The 21,857-nt window shown below is 73.6% G+C and carries 17 protein-coding genes and 2 pseudogenes; 11 read left to right on the top strand and 8 right to left on the bottom strand.

All coding sequences use genetic code 11. From position 1 onward, the window contains the following. Together MTQ10_RS11670 and MTQ10_RS11665 are read left to right on the top strand one after the other, a co-directional pair. Positions 1-691, top strand: a 691-nt coding sequence (locus tag MTQ10_RS11670) for a gamma-glutamyl-gamma-aminobutyrate hydrolase family protein (protein ID WP_247465725.1), incomplete at its 5' end; no start/stop codon positions are given. 14 nt (positions 692-705) lie between these two features. Beyond that, positions 706-1,641, top strand: a complete 936-nt coding sequence (locus MTQ10_RS11665; protein WP_247465721.1) for a hypothetical protein — start codon at positions 706-708, stop codon at positions 1,639-1,641. A gap of 96 nt (positions 1,642-1,737) precedes the next feature. Here the strand turns inward: MTQ10_RS11665 and MTQ10_RS11660 are convergent, their stop codons facing one another. From MTQ10_RS11660 to MTQ10_RS11650, 3 genes are all read right to left on the bottom strand, one after another. Then, positions 1,738-2,310: a MarR family winged helix-turn-helix transcriptional regulator gene (locus MTQ10_RS11660; protein WP_247465718.1), complete on the bottom strand. Its 573-nt coding sequence runs from the start codon at positions 2,308-2,310 to the stop codon at positions 1,738-1,740. A gap of 344 nt (positions 2,311-2,654) precedes the next feature. Next, entirely contained in the window at positions 2,655-3,746 is a 1,092-nt protein-coding gene (locus MTQ10_RS11655; protein ID WP_247465697.1) for a carboxylate-amine ligase, read from the bottom strand. A 199-nt stretch (positions 3,747-3,945) separates the two neighbouring features. After that, entirely contained in the window at positions 3,946-4,248 is a 303-nt protein-coding gene (locus MTQ10_RS11650) for a hypothetical protein (protein WP_247465694.1), read from the bottom strand. Between the two features lie 368 nt (positions 4,249-4,616). Between MTQ10_RS11650 and MTQ10_RS11645 the strand changes: the two genes are divergently transcribed. After that, entirely contained in the window at positions 4,617-5,828 is a 1,212-nt protein-coding gene (locus tag MTQ10_RS11645) for a cation:proton antiporter (protein ID WP_247465691.1), read from the top strand. Positions 5,829-5,863: 35 nt separating this feature from the next. On the opposite strand, the gene MTQ10_RS11640 is transcribed toward MTQ10_RS11645, so the two are convergent. Continuing rightward, complete coding sequence (locus tag MTQ10_RS11640) at positions 5,864-6,700, bottom strand: cytochrome P450 (RefSeq protein WP_247465731.1); 837 nt, start codon at positions 6,698-6,700, stop codon at positions 5,864-5,866. A 344-nt stretch (positions 6,701-7,044) separates the two neighbouring features. On the opposite strand from MTQ10_RS11640, the pseudogene MTQ10_RS11635 reads away from it, so the two are divergent. From MTQ10_RS11635 to MTQ10_RS11620, 4 genes and pseudogenes are all read left to right on the top strand, one after another. Beyond that, positions 7,045-7,623, top strand: a pseudogene (locus MTQ10_RS11635) (transposase family protein); the annotation flags it as partial. A 580-nt stretch (positions 7,624-8,203) separates the two neighbouring features. Continuing rightward, on the top strand, positions 8,204-9,499 hold the full coding sequence (gene pcaDC / locus MTQ10_RS11630; protein WP_247465689.1) for a bifunctional 3-oxoadipate enol-lactonase/4-carboxymuconolactone decarboxylase PcaDC: 1,296 nt from the start codon (positions 8,204-8,206) through the stop codon (positions 9,497-9,499). 45 nt (positions 9,500-9,544) lie between these two features. After that, entirely contained in the window at positions 9,545-10,180 is a 636-nt protein-coding gene (locus tag MTQ10_RS11625; RefSeq protein ID WP_247465687.1) for an MBL fold metallo-hydrolase, read from the top strand. Positions 10,181-10,234: 54 nt separating this feature from the next. Further along, positions 10,235-11,014, top strand: coding sequence for an exodeoxyribonuclease III (locus MTQ10_RS11620; RefSeq protein WP_247465685.1), 780 nt, complete (start codon positions 10,235-10,237; stop codon positions 11,012-11,014). Between the two features lie 156 nt (positions 11,015-11,170). On the opposite strand, the gene MTQ10_RS11615 is transcribed toward MTQ10_RS11620, so the two are convergent. Further along, positions 11,171-12,925: an SGNH/GDSL hydrolase family protein gene (locus MTQ10_RS11615; RefSeq protein ID WP_247465728.1), complete on the bottom strand. Its 1,755-nt coding sequence runs from the start codon at positions 12,923-12,925 to the stop codon at positions 11,171-11,173. A 196-nt stretch (positions 12,926-13,121) separates the two neighbouring features. Between MTQ10_RS11615 and MTQ10_RS11610 the strand changes: the two genes are divergently transcribed. Next, complete coding sequence (locus MTQ10_RS11610) at positions 13,122-13,541, top strand: DUF6278 family protein (protein WP_247465682.1); 420 nt, start codon at positions 13,122-13,124, stop codon at positions 13,539-13,541. A gap of 744 nt (positions 13,542-14,285) precedes the next feature. Here the strand turns inward: MTQ10_RS11610 and MTQ10_RS11605 are convergent. Next, positions 14,286-15,041, bottom strand: a complete 756-nt coding sequence (locus MTQ10_RS11605; protein WP_247465680.1) for a hypothetical protein — start codon at positions 15,039-15,041, stop codon at positions 14,286-14,288. A 79-nt stretch (positions 15,042-15,120) separates the two neighbouring features. On the opposite strand from MTQ10_RS11605, the gene ggt reads away from it, so the two are divergent. Continuing rightward, entirely contained in the window at positions 15,121-16,926 is a 1,806-nt protein-coding gene (gene ggt, locus MTQ10_RS11600) for a gamma-glutamyltransferase (protein ID WP_247465677.1), read from the top strand. Between the two features lie 200 nt (positions 16,927-17,126). Here ggt and MTQ10_RS11595 read toward each other — a convergent pair whose 3' ends face one another. Beyond that, a complete protein-coding gene (locus MTQ10_RS11595) occupies positions 17,127-19,799 on the bottom strand; it encodes an ATP-dependent Clp protease ATP-binding subunit (RefSeq protein ID WP_247465674.1) in 2,673 nt (890 codons plus the stop codon). Between the two features lie 132 nt (positions 19,800-19,931). Then, entirely contained in the window at positions 19,932-20,699 is a 768-nt protein-coding gene (gene map / locus MTQ10_RS11590; protein WP_247465672.1) for a type I methionyl aminopeptidase, read from the bottom strand. Between the two features lie 33 nt (positions 20,700-20,732). Between map and MTQ10_RS11585 the strand changes: the two genes are divergently transcribed. Next, complete coding sequence (locus MTQ10_RS11585) at positions 20,733-20,984, top strand: helix-turn-helix domain-containing protein (protein WP_247465669.1); 252 nt, start codon at positions 20,733-20,735, stop codon at positions 20,982-20,984. Between the two features lie 137 nt (positions 20,985-21,121). Beyond that, positions 21,122-21,857 (top strand): annotated as a pseudogene (locus tag MTQ10_RS11580) (hypothetical protein); the annotation flags it as partial.

Raw genomic sequence — 21,857 nt, 5'->3', positions numbered from 1 at the left:
CTTCTCCGCCACCACCTCCGCCCTCCGCCACGCCGCCGAGGTCAACGCCCGCGCCCTCGTCGAGGCCGTCTGGCGGGCGGGCGGCGAGCCCGCCACCATCCACCCGCACGCCCCCGAAGGAGTCGCCGACCCCGCCGAGGTCGCCGCCCGCCTCGCCCGCTTCGACGGACTGCTCCTCCCCGGCGGCGGCGACCTCGCCCCCCACCGCTACGGCGCCACCGACACCCACGACGCCGTCTACGACGTCGACGACGAACAGGACGCCTTCGACCTGGAACTCGCCCGCCGGGCCCTCACCGCCGGACTGCCCACCCTCGCCATCTGCCGGGGCCTGCAAGTGGTCAACACCGCGCTCGGCGGCACCCTGCACCAGGACATGGGCGGCCCCGGCCGCGACCACCGACACCTGCGCCACCCCGTCACCCTCGCCCCGGACTCCGCCCTCACCCGGGTCACCGGCACCGACAAGGCCGAGGCGTCCTGCTACCACCACCAGCACGTGGACCGCCTCGGCGACGGACTGACGGTCACCGCGCGCGCCACCGACGGCACCGTGGAGGCCGTCGAACTCCCGGGCGGCCCCGGCTGGTTCCTCGCCGTGCAGTGGCACCCCGAGGACACCGCGCACGAGGACCCCGCCCAGCAGCGCCTCTTCGACGCCCTGGTCCGCGCCGCGCACGACAGACACTGAGACGGGGGACACCCATGGGGCTCTTCCGCCGCCGTACCGGAAACACACCGCGTCTGGCGCCGGAACTCGACGACGCCGCGCTCGGCCGCGTCCTGCGTGGCCTGACCACCACGTCCGGCACCGGCCCCCAGGACATCCTGGTGGCCCGGATCGAACAACTCCTGCGCGACACCGGCGACGACTGGGACCGGCGCGGCCACCGCGTCACCGTACTGGCAGGGGCCGCGCCCGCTCTCGCGCGCCGCTGGAGCCGCAAACACCCGCACAGCGCAGACGCTCTCGCCCTGCACGCCTGGGCCGATGTGCTCGCCGCCCGCCTCACCGGCCGGCTCGACGACCCCGCCGCCACCCTCGACCTCTGCCGGCGCGCCGCCGACGCGGCCCCCGCCGACCCCACCCCCTGGGTCGCCCTGCTCGCGGCGCTGTGCGTGGAGGGCCGGCCGAGCGGGGCGCTGACGCCGGTCTGGCGGGAGATCGCGGCCCGCGACCCCTGGAACCGCGAGGCCTGCCTCACCGTCTTCGACCATCTGTCACCCGACCGGCACGGCAGCCTCGCCGCGCGCCGCGAGTTCCTCGACGACCTCACCACCGTCATGCCCGAGCGGATGCCGCCGGTCTGCCTGCCGCTCGCGGCTGCCGTCGACCAGTACCACCGCGAACTGTCCGGCCACGGCCTCGGCGCACTGGTCGCCGCCCGCTTCTGGGAACAACCCCACACCGCGCACCTGCTGGACCGCGTCGCCGCCCGCTGGCCGCAGCCCGGCCATCTGCTCCACGCGGCCAGGATCGCCGACCTCAACCTGCTCGCGTACGCGTTGATGAAGGCGGGCCGCACCGACCAGGCCAGACAGGTGTTCGACGCGACGGACGGCCTGGTGAGCGCCTGGCCCTGGCAGTACGAGGGAGACCCGCTGGACCGCTACGTCCACCACTGGCGCAGATGCGCCTGACACGCCCGACGAGCGTCCGGGCAACCGTGAGAGCCCCCGTGAGCCGGCCGTACGCGACGACGGGCCCGGCACGGACCACGGGTGAGCGGGCCCGGGTCAGCCCTGCGCGCGCCGCCCGCTGCGGCGGGGCGCGGGAGCGTCACCGCCGAGCAGGGACCGGCGGCGCTCCTCGCCCCGCTCCTCGACCTGGAGCACCACACGCCGCAGCGTGTCGGCCAGGCCGCGGCACTCCTCGTCGGTCAGCCGCCCGGTGACGAAGGCCTCCTCCTCGTTGAACGCGGGGAACACCCGGCGCATGAACGCCTCGCCCTCCTCCGTGAGCGACAGCAGCACCAGCCGCCCGTCCGTCGGGTGGGCGGAACGCCGCAGCAGCCCACGCGACTCCAGGGTGCGCGAGACACCGGTGAGCGTGCCCTTGGAGATACCGGCCTCCTCGGCGACATGCCGGGTCTCCGCCTCGCCCCAGACCCACACCACCCACAGCACGACGAACGCCGTCCACGTCAGGTCGGAGCCGCGCAGCACCGAGTTCTCCAGGTGGTGCCGTACCGTCATCGCGGCCCGGTAGATGTTGGCCACGGCGGCCATCCGTTCACGCCGGACGGGAATCCCCCCGAGCTTGGCCTCCGCGAGCTTCTCCGCCTCGGTAATGGATCGCTGGCCGGGCAAGCGCACTCCCTCACGTCCTGGCACCGGGACCCGGCCGCCCTGCGCGGCCGTCCGGTCGTTCGGATCCGAATTGTAGGTCCGAGGCGGCCGGACACCGCGAGGACAGCAGCGGACCGGACCGCCGAGGCCGCCACGGAACGACTGCCGATCCGCCCTCCCCGGGGCGCTGCGGGGCTGCCGATCCGCCCCCAGGGCGCTGCGGGGCTGTCGGCCCACCCGCGTGCGGCACACGGTGTCGGCCCGCCCGCGTGCGCGGCACGCAGGCGACCGGTGCCAGGACCGTCGGGCGGCCTTCGCACGGGAACCGCACACGGGGCGGTGCGCACCGCCCGGCCGCCGGCAGGTCAGGGCATGCTCCGCGCGGTGACCATGTCGACCACGCCGGGCAGGCCCCCTTCGGCGAGGGCGGCGCGCTGCCGGTCGGCGCCGGTGCCGCGCTGCAACAGGCGGTGAACCAGCGCCGTCACCTGCCGGTCGTCGCCGGACGCCTCCAGCACGGGCGCGACATAGCGCAGCAACTCGTACAGCATCTCGCCGGCCCGGCGCTGCCGCCCCCCGGGGTCCACCAGGGTGCTGCTCAGCCCGTGGCGGGCGGCGTGCCACATGGCGGCCTGGAGCAGTTCCTGGTCGCAGTCGAGCGGGGGAGCACCGGCGGCGGCCTCCGCGAGCACCGTCTCCACGAGGGCCCGGACCAGGCCCGTGATCATCACCGCGTCGTCCGGGCGGAGCTGCACGTCGAAGCAGCGCACCTCGACGGTGGGATACCGGGCCGAGAGCCGGGCGTGCCAGTACAGCTGGCCGGTGTCCGCGACCAGACCGCTGTCCAGCAGGGTCCGCACCCGCCGGTCGTGGTCGGCGAGGTCGGCGAAACGCGGGGGCATGCCGCTCACCGGCCAGCGGCCGAAGATCACGGTGCGCCAGCTGGCGAACCCCGTGTCGTGGCCGTCCCACAGCGGGGAGTTCGCGGACAGCGCGGTCAGGGTCGGCAGCCACACCCGGATCCGGTTGAGGACCTCCACCGCGGTGTCCCGGCTGGGCACGCCGACGTGCACATGCATGCCGTTGACGAGCTGCTCCGCCACGAGCTGGGGTGCCTGGGCGCGCAGGGCCCGGTAGCGGGCACGGTCGGTGACGGCGACGGGATGGCCGTGGCGCAGCGGGGGTGTGCCGCAGGCCCCGATCCGGCAGCCGTGCGCCTCGGCTGCCTCCTCCACGGCGTGCCGCAGCCGCAGCAGATGGCCGCCCACCTCCTCCAGGCTGCCGCACACCGGGGTGGCCACCTCCACCTGCGCCTGAAGCAGCTCGGAGTGGACCTCCTGGTCGGCCGCGAGCCGCCCCGGCCCGGCCTGGGACCGCACCTTGTCCGCCACGGGCACGGGCAGACCCGTGACCGGGTCGAGCAGCAGGTACTCCTCTTCGACACCGATCGTCGTCATCGACGGCCTTCTGTTCCGCCCGGCCGTGCCACCGGACTGGCTCCCGATGCCCCTGGGCCGGGGCGTCGCGCGGCGAGACAGTCCGGCGAGCCCCCGCGCGACGCCCGAGTGCCACGCCCTTTTCACGGTACGCTCACCCGCCGCCGGACGTCGGACGTCGGCCGACCGGCGGCAGGGACCGCTCGGGAGGCGGAGTCGCTCAGGAAGCGGAGTCGACGAGGACGGCGAGCCCCGCCATCAGCCCCGCGTAGGCCAGGACCAGCAGCAGTCCGAAGAAGATCAGCCCCCAGCCGGCCAGGATGCCGAGCAGCGCCGTACCCCGGTCACGCCCGCCCAGGGCCTTGCCCCGGCGCCGGCCCCGATGCCCCGCGAGAACCGCGACGATGCCGAACACGAACAGCAGGAAGGTGTAGAACCCCCCGTACAGCAGCCAGAACACCGGGGTGAGGAAGACACCCAGGATCAGACAGACACCCAGGAAGGCGGCCCACGCACTGACCAACGCAGGCCTGTTGCGCGCGCCCTCCACCGAACCGGACCCCTGAGCAGCTCCTGTCACACTCCCACCCCTCTCGCTCGTACCGAACCCTAGCCCGACGGTCCCTCGCCCCGATCACCCGCCCGGCGCGCACGCACAGTGCCGGCCCGGCCCCTGCGGACCCCGTCACCTGTGTGGCGTACATGTGCTCGTGCGGGCGCATCCGACGGGTGAGGGTGGCAGTGGCCGCCGCCCGCGAGGTGCCGGCCCCCGCGGAACCGTCGCCGGGCGAGGGAGGCCCTCAATGTCGCGCAGCGCCGAAGCCGGGCCGGCCGCACCGGCAGACGTGAACCCCCGCCGGCACACATGCCCTCACCCGCGGTGAGCGGCCCATGTCCCACCCCGGCACCCTCGTCCTGATCATGGCGGCGGCCGTCCTCGCCACCCTGCTGGCGGAGAGCGTGGCCGTCCGCATCCGCATCCCGCTGGTCATCTTCGAGATCGTCCTCGGCATCCTCCTGGGCCCGGACGTGCTCGGCTGGGTCCACCCCGGTCAGGTCGTCGACACCCTGTCCGATCTGGGACTGGCGATGCTGATCTTCCTGGCCGGGTACGAGATCGAGTTCGCGCAGATCCGCGGCGGCACCCTGCGCCGTGCCCTGTGGGCCTGGCTGATCTCCATCACCGTCGGTATCGGCCTCGGCTTCGCGATCAGCGGCGGGGAGACGTTCGAGGCGTTCGCCATCGGCACGGTGCTGACGAGCACGGCCCTGGGCACCGTCCTGCCGCTGCTGCGCGACAGCGGCGACCTGCACAGCGCGTTCGGCAGGGTGATGTCCGCGTTCGGCGCCGTCGGAGAGTTCGGCCCGATCGTCGCGATCACGCTGCTGCTGAGCGGGCGCCGCCCCGGCGAGTCGGCGGTGCTGCTGGTGGCCTTCGCGGTGATCACCGCGGGCGCGGTCCTGTGGGCCGTACGCCCGCGCCCGCCCTGGTTCTCCCGGCTGATCGACAACACCCTGCACAGCAGCGGACAGTTCGCCGTCCGCTTCGTGATGCTCGTTCTGGCCGGAATGCTGGGCCTGTCGCAGGTGCTCGGCCTGGACATCCTCCTCGGCGCCTTCGCCGCCGGCATGCTCACCCGACTGATCCTGCACGGCGCCGCACCCGAGCACAGCGCCGAGATCGTCGGCAGGGTCGAGGCCCTCGGATTCGGCTTCCTGGTGCCCCTGTTCTACATCGTCACCGGCATCGAGTTCGATCTCGACGCCCTGCTGCACGACGGACGGTCCCTGCTGCTCGTCCCCGTGTTCCTGCTGCTGTTCCTCCTGGTGCGGGGCGGCCCCGTGTACCTTCTCGCCCCGCGCGGCCTGCCCGCGGGCGACCGCCCGGCCCTCGCGCTCTTCTCCGCCACATGCCTGCCGCTCGTCGTGGCCATCACGACCATCGCCGTGGACCAGAAACTCCTCGGCACCGACGAGACGGCGGCCCTGGTGGGCGCCGCGATGATCTCGGTCCTCGTACTGCCCCTGCTCGCAGGCCGCCTGCGCCGACGCCACGCGCACGGACCGATGCCCCCGACCTCGGCGGACTCGGAGGCATGGTGACCCCGCCGCCCCGCCCGGCCGTGGGCCTGACGGCCTCAGGAGTCCGGCAGCCCACGGACGTACGGTGCCGCGAGGGTCAGGAACCGGCTGCTTGCGAGGTGTCGTTGCAGTCGGGGGCGGCAGATTCTGGAGACACGGAGATGCCGTCCATTCCCAGCTTCACTAGGCGGCGTGCCATTTCTGGCTGGCTGGCGGCGCAGAGCTTGACGCGGCCGGGCCCGGCCTCGGGGGCGTCCCGGGCACAGACGTGGTGGAGCGGTGAGGCGGATGTGGAGGTGGAGTCGTGAGGCGGGAGCGGCGGGGGAGGACGGGAGGGCGGCGGAGAGGGGCGCACGGTCCGCCGGGTCCGGCTGCGAGGGCCGTCTCCCGCGCGGGGTCCGAGGGGGCGGTGGCGACGCCGTGGGCGCCGGTCCCGTGGCGGCTCGCCGGCGGTGACGGGTCGGGATCCCGGGTGGCGGTCGCCGCTTGCGCGCCCGCACCAGCGCCGGCCGGTCACCACGGGCCGTACGACCGTCAGGACCGCGTGCCGTGCAGCCACACCGGCAGGACGCGGGGGCCGTTGGCGATGAAGGAGCCGGAGCCGGGGATCTCCTCGCGGGGCGGGCCAGTCGCATCGCGGGGAAGCGCGCGAAGAGCCGGGGCAACGCCAGGCCCGCCTCCATGCGGGCCAGCGGCGCACCGAGGCAGTGGTGCACGCCGTCCCCGAAAGCCAGGTGCTCCCGACGCTCACGGGTGGGGTCGAACTCCCCGGCGTCCGGGCCGTGTTGGGCGGGATCCTGGCCGGCCGCCGTGCAGGAGACGAGGATCGCGTCGCCCTGCCGGATCGTCACCTCGGTCAGCTGGATGTCCTCCACCGCGAACCGCAGCGGCATGTGCGCGACCGGGCCGTGCAGCCGCAGCGTCTCCTCGATCACGTCCGGCCAGGTCGTCCGGCCCGTCCGCAGCGCGTCGAGCCGCTCGGGACGGGAGAGCAGTTCGATGATCGCGCTGCCCAGCAGGTTCGCGGTGGTCTCGTGTCCCACCCCGATCATCAGCATCAGGGTGTCGACGAGTTCCTGCTCGCCGAGCCGTTCGCCGTCGTCGTCCCGTACGGCGATCACTGAGCTTCTTCGAGTTGGCCACCGATCGGGTGACGGGCCGTGAAGCGCGACGAGCGAGGCTCCCGAGCGGTTGATCGAGATGTCTGACGTCTCAATCACGTTGCTCGGGGGCCTCGTTGGTCATCCATCCTGCCGCACTCGACCTGCCGCATGCACTCGTGGAGTGGGTCACCATGCTGCTCATCACCCGTGAGGGCGACCGCCGCTGCAAGCTCCGTCTGTCGCAGCGCGTGATGGTGGCACTGGTGTACCTGCGCGAACACACCACCCTCGCGAAGATCGCCGCCGGGTTCGGGATCAGCGAGTCCACCGCCCACGCCTACACCAGCGCGGTCGTCGACCTGCTGGCCGAACGTGCACCGGGTCTGCTGAAGACGCTGCGCGAGCACGATCGCGACTTCGTCCTGCTCGACGGCACCCTCGCCGAGTGCGACCGGGTCGGCGACGGCCGGGCCGACCACTCCCACAAACACCGGTGCCACGGCGTGAACGTGCAGGTCGTCACCGATCCCGACGGCCGGCTGCTGTGGCTCTCGCCTGCCCTCCCGGGCCGCGCCCAAGACCTGACTGCAGCCCGCACCCACCGGATCATCCGGATCTGCGAGCGCCAAGGCGTTCCCGTCCTGGCCGATCTTGCCTACCAGGGCGCCGGCACATGGCTGACCACCCCCATCAAGCGCAAGCCCACCGAGAAGTGGTACGTGAAGCCGGACGTGGAGGACCTCCGCGGAGCCGCCACAACGTGGGACGGCCTGCACGGTGCTGCGACGGAGGGGCAAGCGTGACTCAGGCGGCCTGCCGATTTAGCGACCTGCCCAGCCGTATGGCAGTCAAATCGAGTGGACTCGGAGGCCGCTGCTGGCTGTGGACCAGCGACGGCAAGGGGGGAGGGGCGGCCAGGCTACGGCCAACGTCTCCCCTCCTGCGAGGCAAGGCAGAGCTTGCCCGCCGTGTGGCGTTCGGGCTGTTCGTCGGTGAATCCCGGAAGGTTTTCAGGTGCGTCATGCCGATCCTTGGGGACGGCACTACACGCTTTGCTGCAAACCAGACCGTCTGGAAGCCGTGCCGAGGGTGGGAAGCTGTGCGGCGCAGGGATTGGGAGGGTGCGCGAGCCGGGAGGACGCACTGTCCCCACGGTCAGGTGCGCACATCGAAGAACCCGTACGTGGACCCATGAGGGTCTCGGTGGTGCCGGGCGTGCCGCGCCGCGAGGTCACGAGCCGCCGGGCTCACCTGGCCGTGTGAGATTTCGTGAGACGTGAGAAAGTCTGGGGCGTGAGTGAGACACCCCCGAACATCCTGCAATACCGCTTCGACGGGCCGGAAGAAGCTCCGGTGCTGATCCTGGGTCCCTCACTGGGTACCACCTGGCACATGTGGGACCGTCAGGTCCCGGAGCTGGCCCGGCAGTGGCGTGTGCTGCGGTTCGATCTGCCGGGGCACGGCGGGGCGCCCGCGCACCCGGCCGGGTCCGTCGCCGAGCTCGCCGCCCGGCTGCTCGCCACGCTCGACTCGCTCGGTGTGCAGCGGTTCGGCTACGCGGGCTGTGCGCTGGGCGGGGCCGTCGGGGTGGAGCTGGCGCTGCGTCACCCCGAGCGGCTGGCGTCGCTGGTGCTGATCGCCGCCTCGCCCCGGTTCGGCACCGCCGACGAGTTCCGGCAGCGCGGGGTGATCGTGCGGACCAACGGACTCGACCCGATCGCCCGCACCGCGCCCGACCGCTGGTTCACCGGCGGGTTCGCCGCCGCCCAGCCCGCGATCACCGAGTGGGCCGTACAGATGGTCCGCACCACGGACCCCGGCTGCTACATCGCCGCCTGCGAGGCGCTCGCCGCGTTCGACGTACGGCCCGAACTGGGCCGTGTCGGAGTGCCCACGCTGGTGCTCGTCGGGTCGGAGGACCAGGTCACCGGGCCCGCCGAGGCACGCACCCTGGTCGCCGGCATTCCCGACGCCCGCCTCGCCGTCGTGCCCGGCGCCTCCCATCTGGTGCCGGTCGAGCAGCCGGCGGCCGTCACCGACCTGCTCGTCACGCACTTCTCCACCGCCTGGCAGCCGGTGTTCGACACCTCCACCGGGCAGACCGTCCTGCCCGCCGCCGTCTCCGTGCCGGCGCAGGCGCAGCCGCCGCAGGTCCAGCCCATCGCCGAGATCCCCCCGGCACCCGTCCCGCCCGCGCCCACCGGTCCGCCCGACCTGTACGAGACCGGCATCAAGATCCGCCGCGAGGTGCTCGGCGACGCCCACGTCGACCGGGAACTCGCCCAGGCCGACGACTTCTCCGCCGACTTCCAGGACCTCGTCACCCGCTACGCCTGGGGCGAGATCTGGGACCGGCCCGGCCTCGACCGCCGTACCCGCAGCTGCGTCGCCCTGGCCGCGCTGGTCGCCGGCGGGCACGCCGACGAGCTGGCGCCGTACACACGTGCCGCGCTGCGCAGCGGGCTCACCCCCGACGAGATCAAGGAAGTACTGCTTCAGACGGCCGTGCACTGCGGCGTCCCCGCCGCGCACCGCGCCTTCCGGGTGGCCCAGCAGGTCATCCGCGAGGAGACCACCCCCGTCGAGTGAGCCGCCGGGCCGCGGCACGCCGAGACCCGAAGGCAGGATGGAACCATGAAGCTCACGAAGATGTCGCACGCCTGCGTCCGTCTGGAGAAGGACGGGCGCACGCTCGTCGTCGACCCGGGCGGCTTCAGCGAGCCCGACGCGGCCGTCGGCGCCCACGCGATCCTCGTCACCCACGAGCACCCCGACCACTTCGACGAGGGGCGTCTGCGCGCCGCCCTGGAGGCCGAGCCGGCCGCCGAGATCTGGACGCTGAAGGCGGTCGCCGACCAGCTGTCGGCGGCCTTCCCCGGACGTGTCCACACCGTCGGCCACGGCGACACGTTCACCGCTGCCGGGTTCGAGGTGGAGGTGCACGGCGAACTCCACGCCGTCATCCACCCGGACATCCCCCGTATCACCAATGTGGGGTATCTCGTCGACGGCGGGAAGGTGTTCCACCCCGGTGACGCGCTGACCGTGCCGGGCCGGCCGGTGGAGACGCTGATGCTGCCGGTGCACGCACCCTGGAACAAGATCTCCGAGGTCATCGACTACGTCCGCGAGGTCGCGCCGGTCCGCGCGTACGACATCCACGACGCGCTGCTCACCGACCTCGCCCGGCCGATCTACGACCGGCAGATCGGCGCCCTCGGCGGCACCGAGCATCTGCGGCTGACCCCGGGCGAGGCCGCGCGGGTGTGAGGCCGTGGAGGTGACGGGGCCGCGTTGTCAGTGGCGGCGGGTAGGTTGTGGAACATGCGTATCGCGACCTGGAACGTGAACTCGATCACCGCCCGCCTCCCGCGGCTGCTGGCCTGGCTGGAGAGCAGCGGCACGGACGTGCTGTGCCTTCAGGAGGCCAAGGTCGCCGAGGAGCAGTTCCCGTCCGCCGAGCTGCGGGAGCTGGGATACGAGGCCGCGGTCCACGCCACCGGCAGGTGGAACGGCGTCGCGGTGCTCTCCCGCGTCGGCCTGGAGGACGTCGTCAAGGGCCTCCCCGGCGACCCCGGCTACGACGGCGTGGTCGAGCCCCGCGCCGTCTCCGCCACCTGCGGCCCGGTCCGCGTCTGGTCGGTGTACGTGCCGAACGGCCGCGAGGTCGCCCACCCGCACTACGCGTACAAGCTCCAGTGGTTCCAGGCCCTGAAGGCGGCCGTCGCCGACGACGCCAAGGGCGGCCGCCCGTTCGCCGTCCTCGGCGACTACAACGTGGCGCCCACAGACGCCGACGTCTACGACCCGGCGGCGTTCGAGGGCTCCACCCATGTCACCGAGGCCGAGCGCAACGCCCTCGCCGCCCTGCGGGAGACCGGCCTGACCGATGTGGTGCCGCGCCCGCTGAAGTACGACCGGCCGTTCACCTACTGGGACTACCGCCAGCTCTGCTTCCCGAAGAACCGCGGCATGCGCATCGACCTCGTCTACGGCAACGCGGCCTTCGCCGGCGCCGTCAAGGACGCCTACGTCGACCGGGAGGAGCGCAAGGGCAAGGGTGCCTCCGACCACGCGCCGGTCGTCGTCGACCTGGACGTCTGAGGCCCCGGCCGGCCGGGCACGCGGGGGCGGGCCGGCCGTCGGTCGCCGGGGCCGCCCCTGGTGACCGACCGCGCTCGGCGAGACCCCCGCGTCCGAGGGCCCCCGCGCCGGGCGACGCCACGGCCGGCGGCACGCTCCGCCCGCCCCGCCGCCGCGTCACAGCAGCCGCAGGTCCACCGCCCCGGCCATCGCCGCCAGCCCCGCGTCCCCGGGGTGCAGATGGTCGCCGCCGTCGTACTCCGGCAGGATCCGCGTCGGCCGGGCCGGGTCGCGTACCACCGCGTCGAAATCGAGCATCGCGTCGAACACGCCGGCCGTGCGCACCCACGCGTTGACCGCGGCCCGCTCCGACTCCACGGCGGCCGTGCACGTCCCCCAGCCCTCGCAGGGTGTGATCGTCGCCGCCAGCACCCGCAGGCCCCGCGCGTGCGCCCGCTCGGCGATCTCCGCGAGGCCCGCCGTGATCTGCTCGGCCCGTGTCCCCGCCAGCAGATCGTTGACGCCTTCCAGGACCACCACCGTCCGGACCGATGTCTGCGCGAACACGTCCCGGTCCAGGCGGTGCAGCGCGCTCACCCCGGACTGGTCCGTGGAGACGCCGTCGCCCGTGTACCGGTCGGTGACCACCCGGTTGCCGCCGATGCCCTGGTTGAGCACCCCGTAGCGAGGCACCTCGCTCTGCCCGAGCAGCCGGTCCGCCAGCACGTCCGGCCAGCGCCGGTTGGCGTCGGGTGTCGACCGGTGCCCGTCGGTGATCGAGTCGCCGAACGCCACCACCGAGCCCGGACCGCCGCCGACGTCCACACCGGTCAGCAGCGGAAAGGACGTGAGTGTCCCCGTGAACGCAGCCGCCGAGGTGTCCGCCGAGTGGTCGCCGGGCTCGCCGAGATACGACGTCTGGATCGCCACCTGGTGCACCGGCACCGCCGTCACCGTCCCCGGCAGATGCAGACTGACCAGCAGATCCGCGTCGGCCGGCACGGTGAAGCCCAGCGGATCGCTGACGGCCTGCGCCCCCGCCGGGATCTGCACACCGGTCGCGCCGCCGAACGCCAGCCGCACCGGCGTGCCCCGCGGCGCCGCGCCCGTGCCGCGCACCGCCACCGTCGCCGCACCGATCCGCACCGGCGCGGCGGCGAACGTGTTGTCGAGCCGCACCCGCACCCGGGGCCCGCCCGCCGAGGTGTGCACCACCAGCCGCAGCGTCCGGTCGGTCCACGGTCCCACCGGCGCGTACCCGCCGGTCGACCGCGCCCAGCTGCCCGTCCAGCCCGCCGACGCGGAGCGCACCGACACCGCGAAGACATGCAGATCCGGCGCGTGGGGCAGGTCCACCGAGGCGACCTCCCGGCCCGGCGGCAACGGCACCGTCACCGCGTACAGCCGCACCCGCTCGGCGACCGTCCCGGACGGGGTGTTCCGGTACGGCAGCGCCACCGCCTTCGTCGCGAGCGGTCCCGTGCGCCAGTCGGGCGCGGTGAGCACGTACGACGAGCGGGAGCCGTCGGCGTACCCGACCGTGCCCGTACCGCCCGTGTCGGCTCCGGCGGTGCCCGCGACGAGGAACGCGAGCGCGTCGCCTCGGCCCGTGACCCGGACCCGCTGCCCGGCGGCGCGCACATTGTCCGGCTCGCCCGGCGCGCTGCCCGGCCACGTCAGCCGGGCTCCCTGCACGGTCAGCTCCCGGCCCGGCGTCCAGCCCGCCGCCGTCAGCGTCCGTGCCGACAGGGAACCGCCCGCCCCGTCGAAGTCGGCCTCCTCCGGCCGGGCGTCGTCACTGATCGCACGATTGTCGAAGAGCTGCTCCACGGGCAGCGGTACGGCCGTCCGCGCGGACGGCGACGGCACGGCCACCGCGGCCCCCGCCGCCCCGGACACGCCCGCCAGACCCAGGGCGAGGGCCAGCACCATGGCCCGGACACCTCGGCGCACCAAGACTCCTCCCGATCGCCGTCACGCTCCGCGACGGTGCGGACGCGCACCGAGAAGCTAGGGAGGCGGACGGTGCCCGTCAACGAGGCATGCGCGGCGACGGGAGTGAATCGGCCGTACGTGACGGCCGCGCGCCTGTGGTGCGGCGGAGGGAGCCGGTGCCAGGCTGGACGCCATGAACATCCCTTTTCTGGGCATCGGCCGCAAGAAGAGCGGAACCCGGGCGTCCTTCGCGGACCCCGATGCGATCACTGCGCTCCTCGCCGAGTGCGGACTGCTGCGCTCACAGGCGGAGCGGGAGGGTGTGGAACTCGACGACTCGGCCGTCTCCCTGGAGAGACTCGACCAGCTCGCGCCGCGCTGGCGCGACGACGCGGAGACCCTGGCCGACCTGGGGCACGACGCCGGGCTGTACCTCGGCACGGTCGTCGTGCGCACCGTGCCCGGCGCCGCCTGGGAGATCCGTGCCGGGCGGGAACCCGTCGTGCGGCTGGCGTCCGGACGTGAGGTCGACGTCGTCCGGGCCGGGCAGGAGTGGGCGGCGAGCGGTGTGCCCGAACTCTCCCAGCTGTACGCGGAGGTCGCCGAAGGGTGAGACCCCGGCCCACCTCGGAGGCGCCCGCCGCGGCCGGCATCCGGGCGTAGGCGCGGACCGTCTGACGTAAATACGGCTAATGCCCGAAAGGTGCGTGTCGTCCTGTGTGGGGCGGTCAGCGTGGATAGGTTGCGGGACCACGACACAGCGGAGGGTGGGCAGGGCTGCGCATGGCCGTCGATTTATCCGGACCGGACCGCGTGACGCCGCCGTCGAGGACCGTCGAGCACTGACCGGGGGAGTGCCCGTACCGATGATCCGCAGACCGCACACGCCCGGGCCGTGCCCGCGAAGCACCGTCCGCCGCCGGACGCCCGGCACGCACCGCCACCCCGGCTGCGCCGGGCGCGACCGCCGCCACCGGCCGTTCCTCCGGCGCCCCCTGACGCACCGGCCGGCCACCCGGCGGCGGCCCCGGCCACCGCCGCCGCGGGCCTCGACTACGATGAATCCTTCGTCCCCGTGCTGACGGCCGGTCTCCCGGCCGGCACATGTGAGGCCGCGTGAGCCGCCGCGGCCGAACCGGGGACGCTGCTGCGGGGCCCGAGCCCCTTCTCCCCGCCCGGGGGCAGCGGTTCACAGAGCCATACCCGGCCGGCCGCGCGGCCGGAGATCACTGCTCGCGCAGGCGGGCGGGGCCCACGCCACGGGTCCCCCGCGAGCGAGGAGAAGGTCAGCCGCGCGCCGGACGGGTTGTGCTCGCCGTACCTTCTCCGCCACGCGGGCCGCCCGGGCCGTCCGGGTTCAGGACGACGCCCGGTGCGAGGTGGGCGCCGGAACGGGCAGCGGGGCCTGCGCCGCCCGCGTCACATCCGCGACCTGTTCGACGACATCGGGGCCGTACGCCTGCGAGTTGACGACCTTCAGCAGCAGTACGAACGAGCCGTTGCCGTGCTTGCGGCGCAGCCGCTCGTGATGGCGGGCCAGATAGCGCGTCGCCGCCTGGTTGGTGATCGCGGTCTGCCCGCAGAACAGGAACACCGGCCGCGTGCCGTGACTCTGGTCGACCGTCAGCCGGGCCAGCAGCACATACTCGGCCTTCCCCGGCTCCACCCGGTACACCTCGGAGCCGATCTGGAAGGCGCCGCGGTCGGGCGACGGCTCGGAGTCCACATTGACCCGCACCCCCGGCAGCAGCGACGACAGATGCGCGGCCATACGACGGTTCGACGCCGGCCCGCCCACGCAGAACTCGGTGCGCTCCCCGAAGCCCTGACGGGCCATGTCGTGCGGCACCACCTGGGCGTAGGCGTTGCAGTCCTTGATGAGCGCGGCCAGCTCCAGCAGCGCGAAGACGTCGTACCGCATCACCGACAGGTCCGGGCCGCCCGCACCGCGGTTGACCACCAGCAGCGACTCGGAGTTGTCGGGCAGCCCGAAGAAGGCCTGCCGGCGCCGCAGCCGGCGCCGCCACAGCGCGGTACGGGCCAGCCAGCCGAGCGCCGCGCTGATACCGGCGACTATCACGCCCAGGACGATGTTGCGCACGTCGTCGTTCATGGGCGCGCATGGTACTTGCCTGACGTGACCATGGTGGTGGAATAGGCTGCGCGAACGGTCCCTCTACCGGGAGGTGCGGATGCGTCACCCCGTCGCTCGGAAACTGTCCGTCCTGGCGGTCTCGGCCGCCGTGGTGTCGGTGGGGGCGGCGGCGCCACCCTCCGCCGGGCAGCACACCACCACCGGCAAGACCCCCGTCGCCGTCGGATACGGCGGCGCCGTCGCCAGTGTCGACGCGGACGCCTCCGCCGCCGGCATCGAGGTGCTCGAGCACGGCGGCAACGCCGTCGACGCGGCCGTCGCCACCGCCGCCGCACTCGGCGTCACCGAGCCCTACTCGGCCGGTATCGGAGGCGGCGGCTACTTCGTCTACTACGACGCCCGCTCCCGCACCGTGCACACCATCGACGGCCGGGAGACGGCACCGCTGAGCGCCGACTCCGGGCTGTTCCTGGAGAACGGCAAGCCACTCGCCTTCGCCGACGCCGTCAGCAGCGGCCTCGGCGTCGGCACCCCCGGCACCCCCGCCACCTGGCAGACCGCCCTCGACAAGTGGGGCAGCAAACGCCTCGCGACCGTGCTGAAGCCAGCGGAGCGCCTCGCCCGTGACGGCTTCACCGTCGACGAGACGTTCCGCTCGCAGACCGCCGCCAACGAGACCCGCTTCCGCTACTTCCCCGACACCGCCCGCCTGTTCCTGCCCGGCGGAAAACTCCCCGTCGTCGGCTCCACCTTCAAGAACCCCGACCTCGCCCGCACCTACGCCGAACTCGGCCGCAAGGGCACCGGCCTGATCTACCGCGGCGACCTCGGCAAGGACATCGTCCGCACCGTCAACCACCCGCCCGTGGACCCCGCCTCCGGCTGGAACGCCCGCCCCGGCGCCCTCACCACCAAGGACCTCGCCGCCTACCGCGCCAAGATCCAGGCGCCCACGAGGACGACGTACCGCGGACTCGGCGTGTACTCCATCGCGCCGTCCTCCTCCGGCGGCACCACCGTCGGCGAGGCCCTCAACATCCTGGAGAACAGCGACCTGTCGAAACTGAGCCGGGCCCAGTATCTGCACCGGTACATCGAGGCGTCCCGGATCGCCTTCGCCGACCGCGGACGCTGGGTCGGCGACCCCGCCTACGAGGACGTACCGACGAAGCAGCTGCTGTCGCAGCGGTACGCCGACTCGCGGGCCTGCCTCGTCAAGGACGACGCCGTCCTCACCAGCCCCCTCGCCCCCGGCGACCCGCGCCGCCCCGCCCGCTGCACCACCGGCGGCAGGGCCGTGCCCACCACGTACGAGGGCGAGGACACCACCCACCTCACCGTCGCCGACAAGTGGGGCAACGTCGTCGCCTACACCCTCACCATCGAACAGACCGGCGGCAGCGGCATCACCGTCCCCGGCCGCGGCTTCCTGCTCAACAACGAGCTGACCGACTTCTCCTTCGCCCCCGCCGACCCGGCCGTGCACGACCCGAACCTGCCCGGCCCCGGCAAGCGGCCCCGCTCCTCCATCTCGCCGACCATCGTGCTCGACCGGCACGACCGGCCCGTCGTCGCGCTCGGCTCGCCCGGCGGCGCCACCATCATCACCACCGTCCTGCAGACCCTGACCGGCTTCCTCGACCGGGGGCTGCCCCTCGTCGACGCGATCGCCGCGCCGCGCGCCAGCCAGCGCAACGCCGCCCAGACCGAACTGGAGCCCGGCCTGTGGGACGACACCGCGCTGCGCGGTCGACTGGAGGCCATCGGGCACTCCTTCAAGCCGAACCCGGAGATCGGCGCCGCCACCGGCGTGCAGCGGCTGCCCGACGGGCGCTGGCTCGCCGCCGCCGAGAAGGTACGGCGGGGCGGGGGCTCGGCGATGGTGGTCCGGCCGACGCGGTAGCAGCGGCGGCCGACAGCGTGGGGCCGGGGCGGCTGCGGCGCCCCGGCCCGTCCGGCGCCGGGTCCGGCCGACGTGAGGCGCGCGCCGGCGTTCCGTCCGTCAGGGGGCGGCTTGTTGTTCGGCCCTTCAGACGGCGGTCGGGGGCGGCTCGTCGTCCGGCCTGTCAGAGGGCGGTCGTGGCCGGCTCGTCCGCCGGCCTGTCAGAGGGCGGTCGCGGGCGGCTCGTCGTCCGGCCGGCTTTCCGGCTGGTCGTCCGGCCGGGGGTCCCGACGGGCCTGCGGTTGGTCCGGCCGGCCCTGCGGACGGTTCTCCGGCCGGTCCTGCCAACGGTTCTCCGGCCCGTCCTGCGGCCGGTGATCCGTGCGGAAGATTAGCCGTCCGTCCGCCACATCGACCGTGACCCGGTCGCCCTCCTTCACGCTGCCGTCCAGCAGCCGGCGCGAGAACTGGTTGTCCACCTCCCGCTGAATGGTCCGCCGCAGCGGACGCGCCCCGTACTCCGGCTCGTAGCCCCGCTCGGCGAGCCAGTCCACGGCCGCCGCCGTGAACGTCACCGTCACGCCCTGCGCGTGCAGCAGCCGCCGCGTCTTCTCCAGCATCAGATCGGTGATCTGCCGCAACTGGTCGCCGCTCAGCTGACGGAACACCACGATCTCGTCGATGCGGTTCAGGAACTCCGGCCGGAAATGCTCCCGCAGCGGCCGAAGGATCTGCTCCCGCCGCGCCTCCTCGTCCGCGTCACCGCCCGTCGACCCGAACCCGATGCCCGCGCCGCGCCGGGTGATCGCCTCCGAACCGAGATTGCTGGTCATCACCACGACCGTGTTGGTGAAGTCGACCGTGCGGCCCTGCGCGTCGGTGAGCCGGCCGTCGTCCAGCACCTGCAACAGGACGTTGAAGACGTCCGGGTGCGCCTTCTCCACCTCGTCCAGCAGCAACAGCGAGTACGGATGCCGCCGCACCACCTCCGTCAGCTGCCCCGCCTCCTCATGCCCGACGTATCCGGGCGGGGCGCCGACCAGCCGGGACACGGTGTGCCGCTCCTGATACTCGCTCATGTCGAGGCGCACCATGCGGTCCTCACTGCCGAACAGCGCCTCCGCCAGGGCCCGCGCCAGCTCCGTCTTGCCCACGCCGGTCGGACCGAGGAACAGGAAACTGCCGATCGGACGGTCGGGGCTGGCCAGTCCGGCCCGCGAGCGCAGCACCGCCTCCGCGACCGCGCCGACCGCCTCGTCCTGCCCGACGACCCGCCGGTGCAGATGCTCCTCCAGACCCAGCAGCCGTTCCTTCTCCTCCTGGGTGAGGCTCGCGACGGGAATGCCGGTCTGCCGGGACACCACCTCGGCGATCGCCTCCGCCGTGACCTCCAGGTTCTGCCCCTCGTCGGCCTCGCCGCCCCCGCTCGCCTCCGCGATCCGCTGCTTCAGCTCGGCGATCCGGTCCCGCAGCCGCGTCGCCTCCTCGTACTGCTCGTCGGCGACCGCCTGGTCCTTGTCCCTGACCAGCTGCTCCACCTCGTGCTCCATCGCCCGTACGTCGGTGCCCTTCGTACGGGCCCGCAGCCGCACCCGGGCACCCGCCTGGTCGATCAGGTCGATCGCCTTGTCCGGCAGCCGCCGGTCGGTGAGATACCGGTCCGACAGCTCCACCGCCGCGATCAGCGCCTCGTCGGTGTAGCGGACCTGGTGGTGGGCCTCGTAACGGTCCTGGAGGCCGCGCAGGATCTCGATCGTGTCCGCGACGGTCGGCTCCGGCACGAGGATCGGCTGGAAACGGCGGGCCAGCGCCGCGTCCTTCTCGATACGCCGGAACTCCTCCAGCGTCGTCGCCCCGACGACATGCAGCTCACCGCGGGCCAGCGCCGGCTTGAGGATGTTGCCGGCGTCCATGGAACCGCCCTCGCCGCCACCCCCGGCGCCGACGACGGTGTGCAGCTCGTCGATGAAGACGATCAGCCGGTCGGAGTGGGTGCGGATCTCCTCCACGATCGTGTTGAGCCGCTCCTCGAAGTCGCCCCGGTAACGGGTGCCTGCGACCACCCCGGTCAGATCGAGCGCGACCACCCGCCGCCCGATCAGGATGTCCGGTACGTCCCCGTCGGCGATGCGCTGCGCCAGCCCCTCCACCACGGCGGTCTTGCCGACACCCGCGTCACCGATGAGCACCGGGTTGTTCTTGCCGCGCCGGGACAGCACCTCGATCGTCTGCTCGATCTCCGTCTCCCGGCCGATGACCGGGTCGATACGGCCCTGCCGCGCCATGTCGGTCAGATCGCGCCCGTACTTGTCCAAGGTCGGGGTGCCCGTCGGCTGCTGGCGCTCCTGCCGGGTGCGGGAGGCCGCCTCCGGTGGCTCGGGCGGCAGATGGGAGGGGGAGAAGCGGGCCGCGTTCAGGATGTGCCCGGCGGCCGAGTCCGGGTTGGCGGCCAGGGCGCTCAGCACGTGCTCCGGGCCGATGTATCCGGTGCCGCTGGAGCGTGCCAGCTCGTGCGCGTCCAGCAGGGCGCGTTTGACGGCCGGCGTCAGGGACAGCGCGGTCGGCGGCGGTGACTCGCCCGGCGGATGCTGGACCGGCCCCGACCGCTCGTCGATCTCCGCCGCCAGGCTGTCCGGGTCGGTGCCGGAGCGGCTCAGCAGCGTGCGCGTCGGCTCGGTGGCGAGCGCGGCGCGCAACAGGTGCTCGGTGTCCAGGTCGCGGCTGCCGTGCTCGGCGGCGTACTGGGCGGCGCCCCGCACCAGCTCCCTCGCCGGCTGGCTGAGCAGGCGGCCGATGTCGATGTGGCGGGGGCCGGGGCGGGGGCCGCCGCCGAAGAAGCGGGCGAGGAATTCTCCGAAGGGGTCGCCCTCCGGGCCGTAATAGCCGCTGGTCATGGCGCTCCGTTCCTTCACTGAGACGTTCCGGAGCCGGGTAACCGGGGGTGGGGTCGCTCATGCCCACGATGTCACGGGTCGTGCCGGTGGGCATGTGCAGCCGGGGCGTGGGGCCGGGTGTGCTCGGAGGGGTCAGCGGGCCGTGAGGATGCGGGGGCCCGCATCCGTGATGGCGACCGTGTGTTCCACGTGGGCTGCTCGGCTGCCGTCGTCGGTGCGCAGCGTCCAGCCGTCGGGGGCCGCGTGGTGGCCGTCGCGGCCGCTCGCGATGACCATCGGCTCGATCGCCAGGACCGTGCCGGGCCGCAGCGGCAGTCCGCGTCCGGGCCGGCCCTCGTTCGGGACCTCCGGGTCCTCGTGCATACGGCGCCCCACCCCGTGCCCGCCGAAGCCCTGCGGGATGCCGTACCCGGCGGCCCGGCACACCGAGCCGACGGCGTGGGCGATGTCCCCGATGCGGTTGCCGACCACCGCCGCCTCGATGCCCGCCGCCAGCGCCCGCTCCGCCGTCTCGATCAGCCGCAGATCCTCCGCGCGCGGCCGGCCGACGACGAAGCTCAGCGCCGAGTCGCCCACCCAGCCGCCCAGCTCGGCACCGAAGTCGATGGAGAGCAGGTCGCCGTCGCGCAGCCGGTACGCGGTCGGGATGCCGTGCACGATCGCATCGTTCACGGAGGTGATCAGCACCGCCGGGAAGGGGGTCGGGGCGAAGGAGGGCAGGTAGCCGAGGAAGGGGGAGGAGGCCCCCGCCTCCCGCAGCACGTCGCGGGCGACCTCGTCCAGCTCCAGCAGGGAGACGCCGACGCCGGCGGCCTTCTGCACGGCGGTGAGGGCACGCGCCACGACCTGTCCGGCCTCGTGCATGGCGTCGAGGGACGCCTTCGTCTTGAGTTCCACCATGCCAATTACTATACCGGTATTAGAATGGGGTTCATGGTGCGCACCCCACTGACCCCCGAAGAGCGCGAGCGCGGCGAGCGGCTCGGCCGGCTGCTGCGCGAGGCGCGCGGCGACCGCAGCGTGAACGAGATCGCCACGCGTGCCGGGATCTCCGCCGAGACCCTGCGCAAGATCGAGACCGGCCGGGCGCCCACCCCCGCCTTCTTCACCGTGGCCGCGCTCGCGGGCGCGCTGGGGCTGTCCATGGACGAGATCGCGAGCAGGTGCACGCCGGTTCGGGTGTGACGCCCCGCCTTCCGCCGCACCGCCCCTGAAAACTCCCTGTAGCCACGCCGTAACACGACTCGTGTTGGCTACCGGTCGGAGTGCTTCCGGTCCGGACGGGAGTCTGAGCTATGGCGGTCGAACAACTCCCGGGCAGGGTGAGGGAGTTCACAAGCTGGCTGGACGGGCTGCTGAGCCGTCTCGACCAGGGCGTCGGCTGGTGCGGTGTCTTCTGGCAACGCGACCCCGACGGTATGCGGGCCTGTCTCGACGGGCGTGAGATGCCCCCGTGGGACGTGGTCGAGGCGCTGCTCGCCGACTACGCGGCGCGGTACGGCGGCCCGGCCGCCGCCGCCGAGACGGACCACGCCCGGCTGCTGCACGCCGCCGCGCTCGCCGCCCACGATGCCCGGCCCGGCGCCCGCGACGCCCTCGCGGACCGGCTCGACGTCATGCTCCGCGAGCAGAAGTACGCCTCCGAACGCGAGACCGGCCTCACCCGGCGTCTCGCCTCCACCACCGCCCCGGAGGAGATCGCCGCCCTCCGTCTCGATCTGGCCTGGGCCCGCGACGACCTCGACCGCGCCACCGCGCGCTGCGCCGAACTGCGGGCCCGGATCGCCCGGCTCGACGACCCGCTCGGCCGACGGCGGCCCGGCGCGGCCGACGGGGCTCCTGCAGCCGGCCCCAGGGCCGCGGGTCGGCGCGCCGGGGCTTCGGACGACTGGTTCGGCACCCGGCAGCCGTCCGGCCCCCGGCCCGGCGACAGCGACGGCACCCCCGGCCCTGGCGGGAGCGCGGAGACCCCCGCGGCCTCCGCCCCCGGCCAGGGCCACGACCGCGCGGCCTCCGCCCCCGGCGGCGCCCATGACTTCCCGGCCTCCGCCCCCGGCC

This window comes from Streptomyces sp. XM83C (assembly GCF_023072675.1).
Lineage (GTDB): Bacteria > Actinomycetota > Actinomycetes > Streptomycetales > Streptomycetaceae > Streptomyces > Streptomyces thermocoprophilus.
This window is presented reverse-complemented; position numbering and strand designations above follow the sequence as displayed.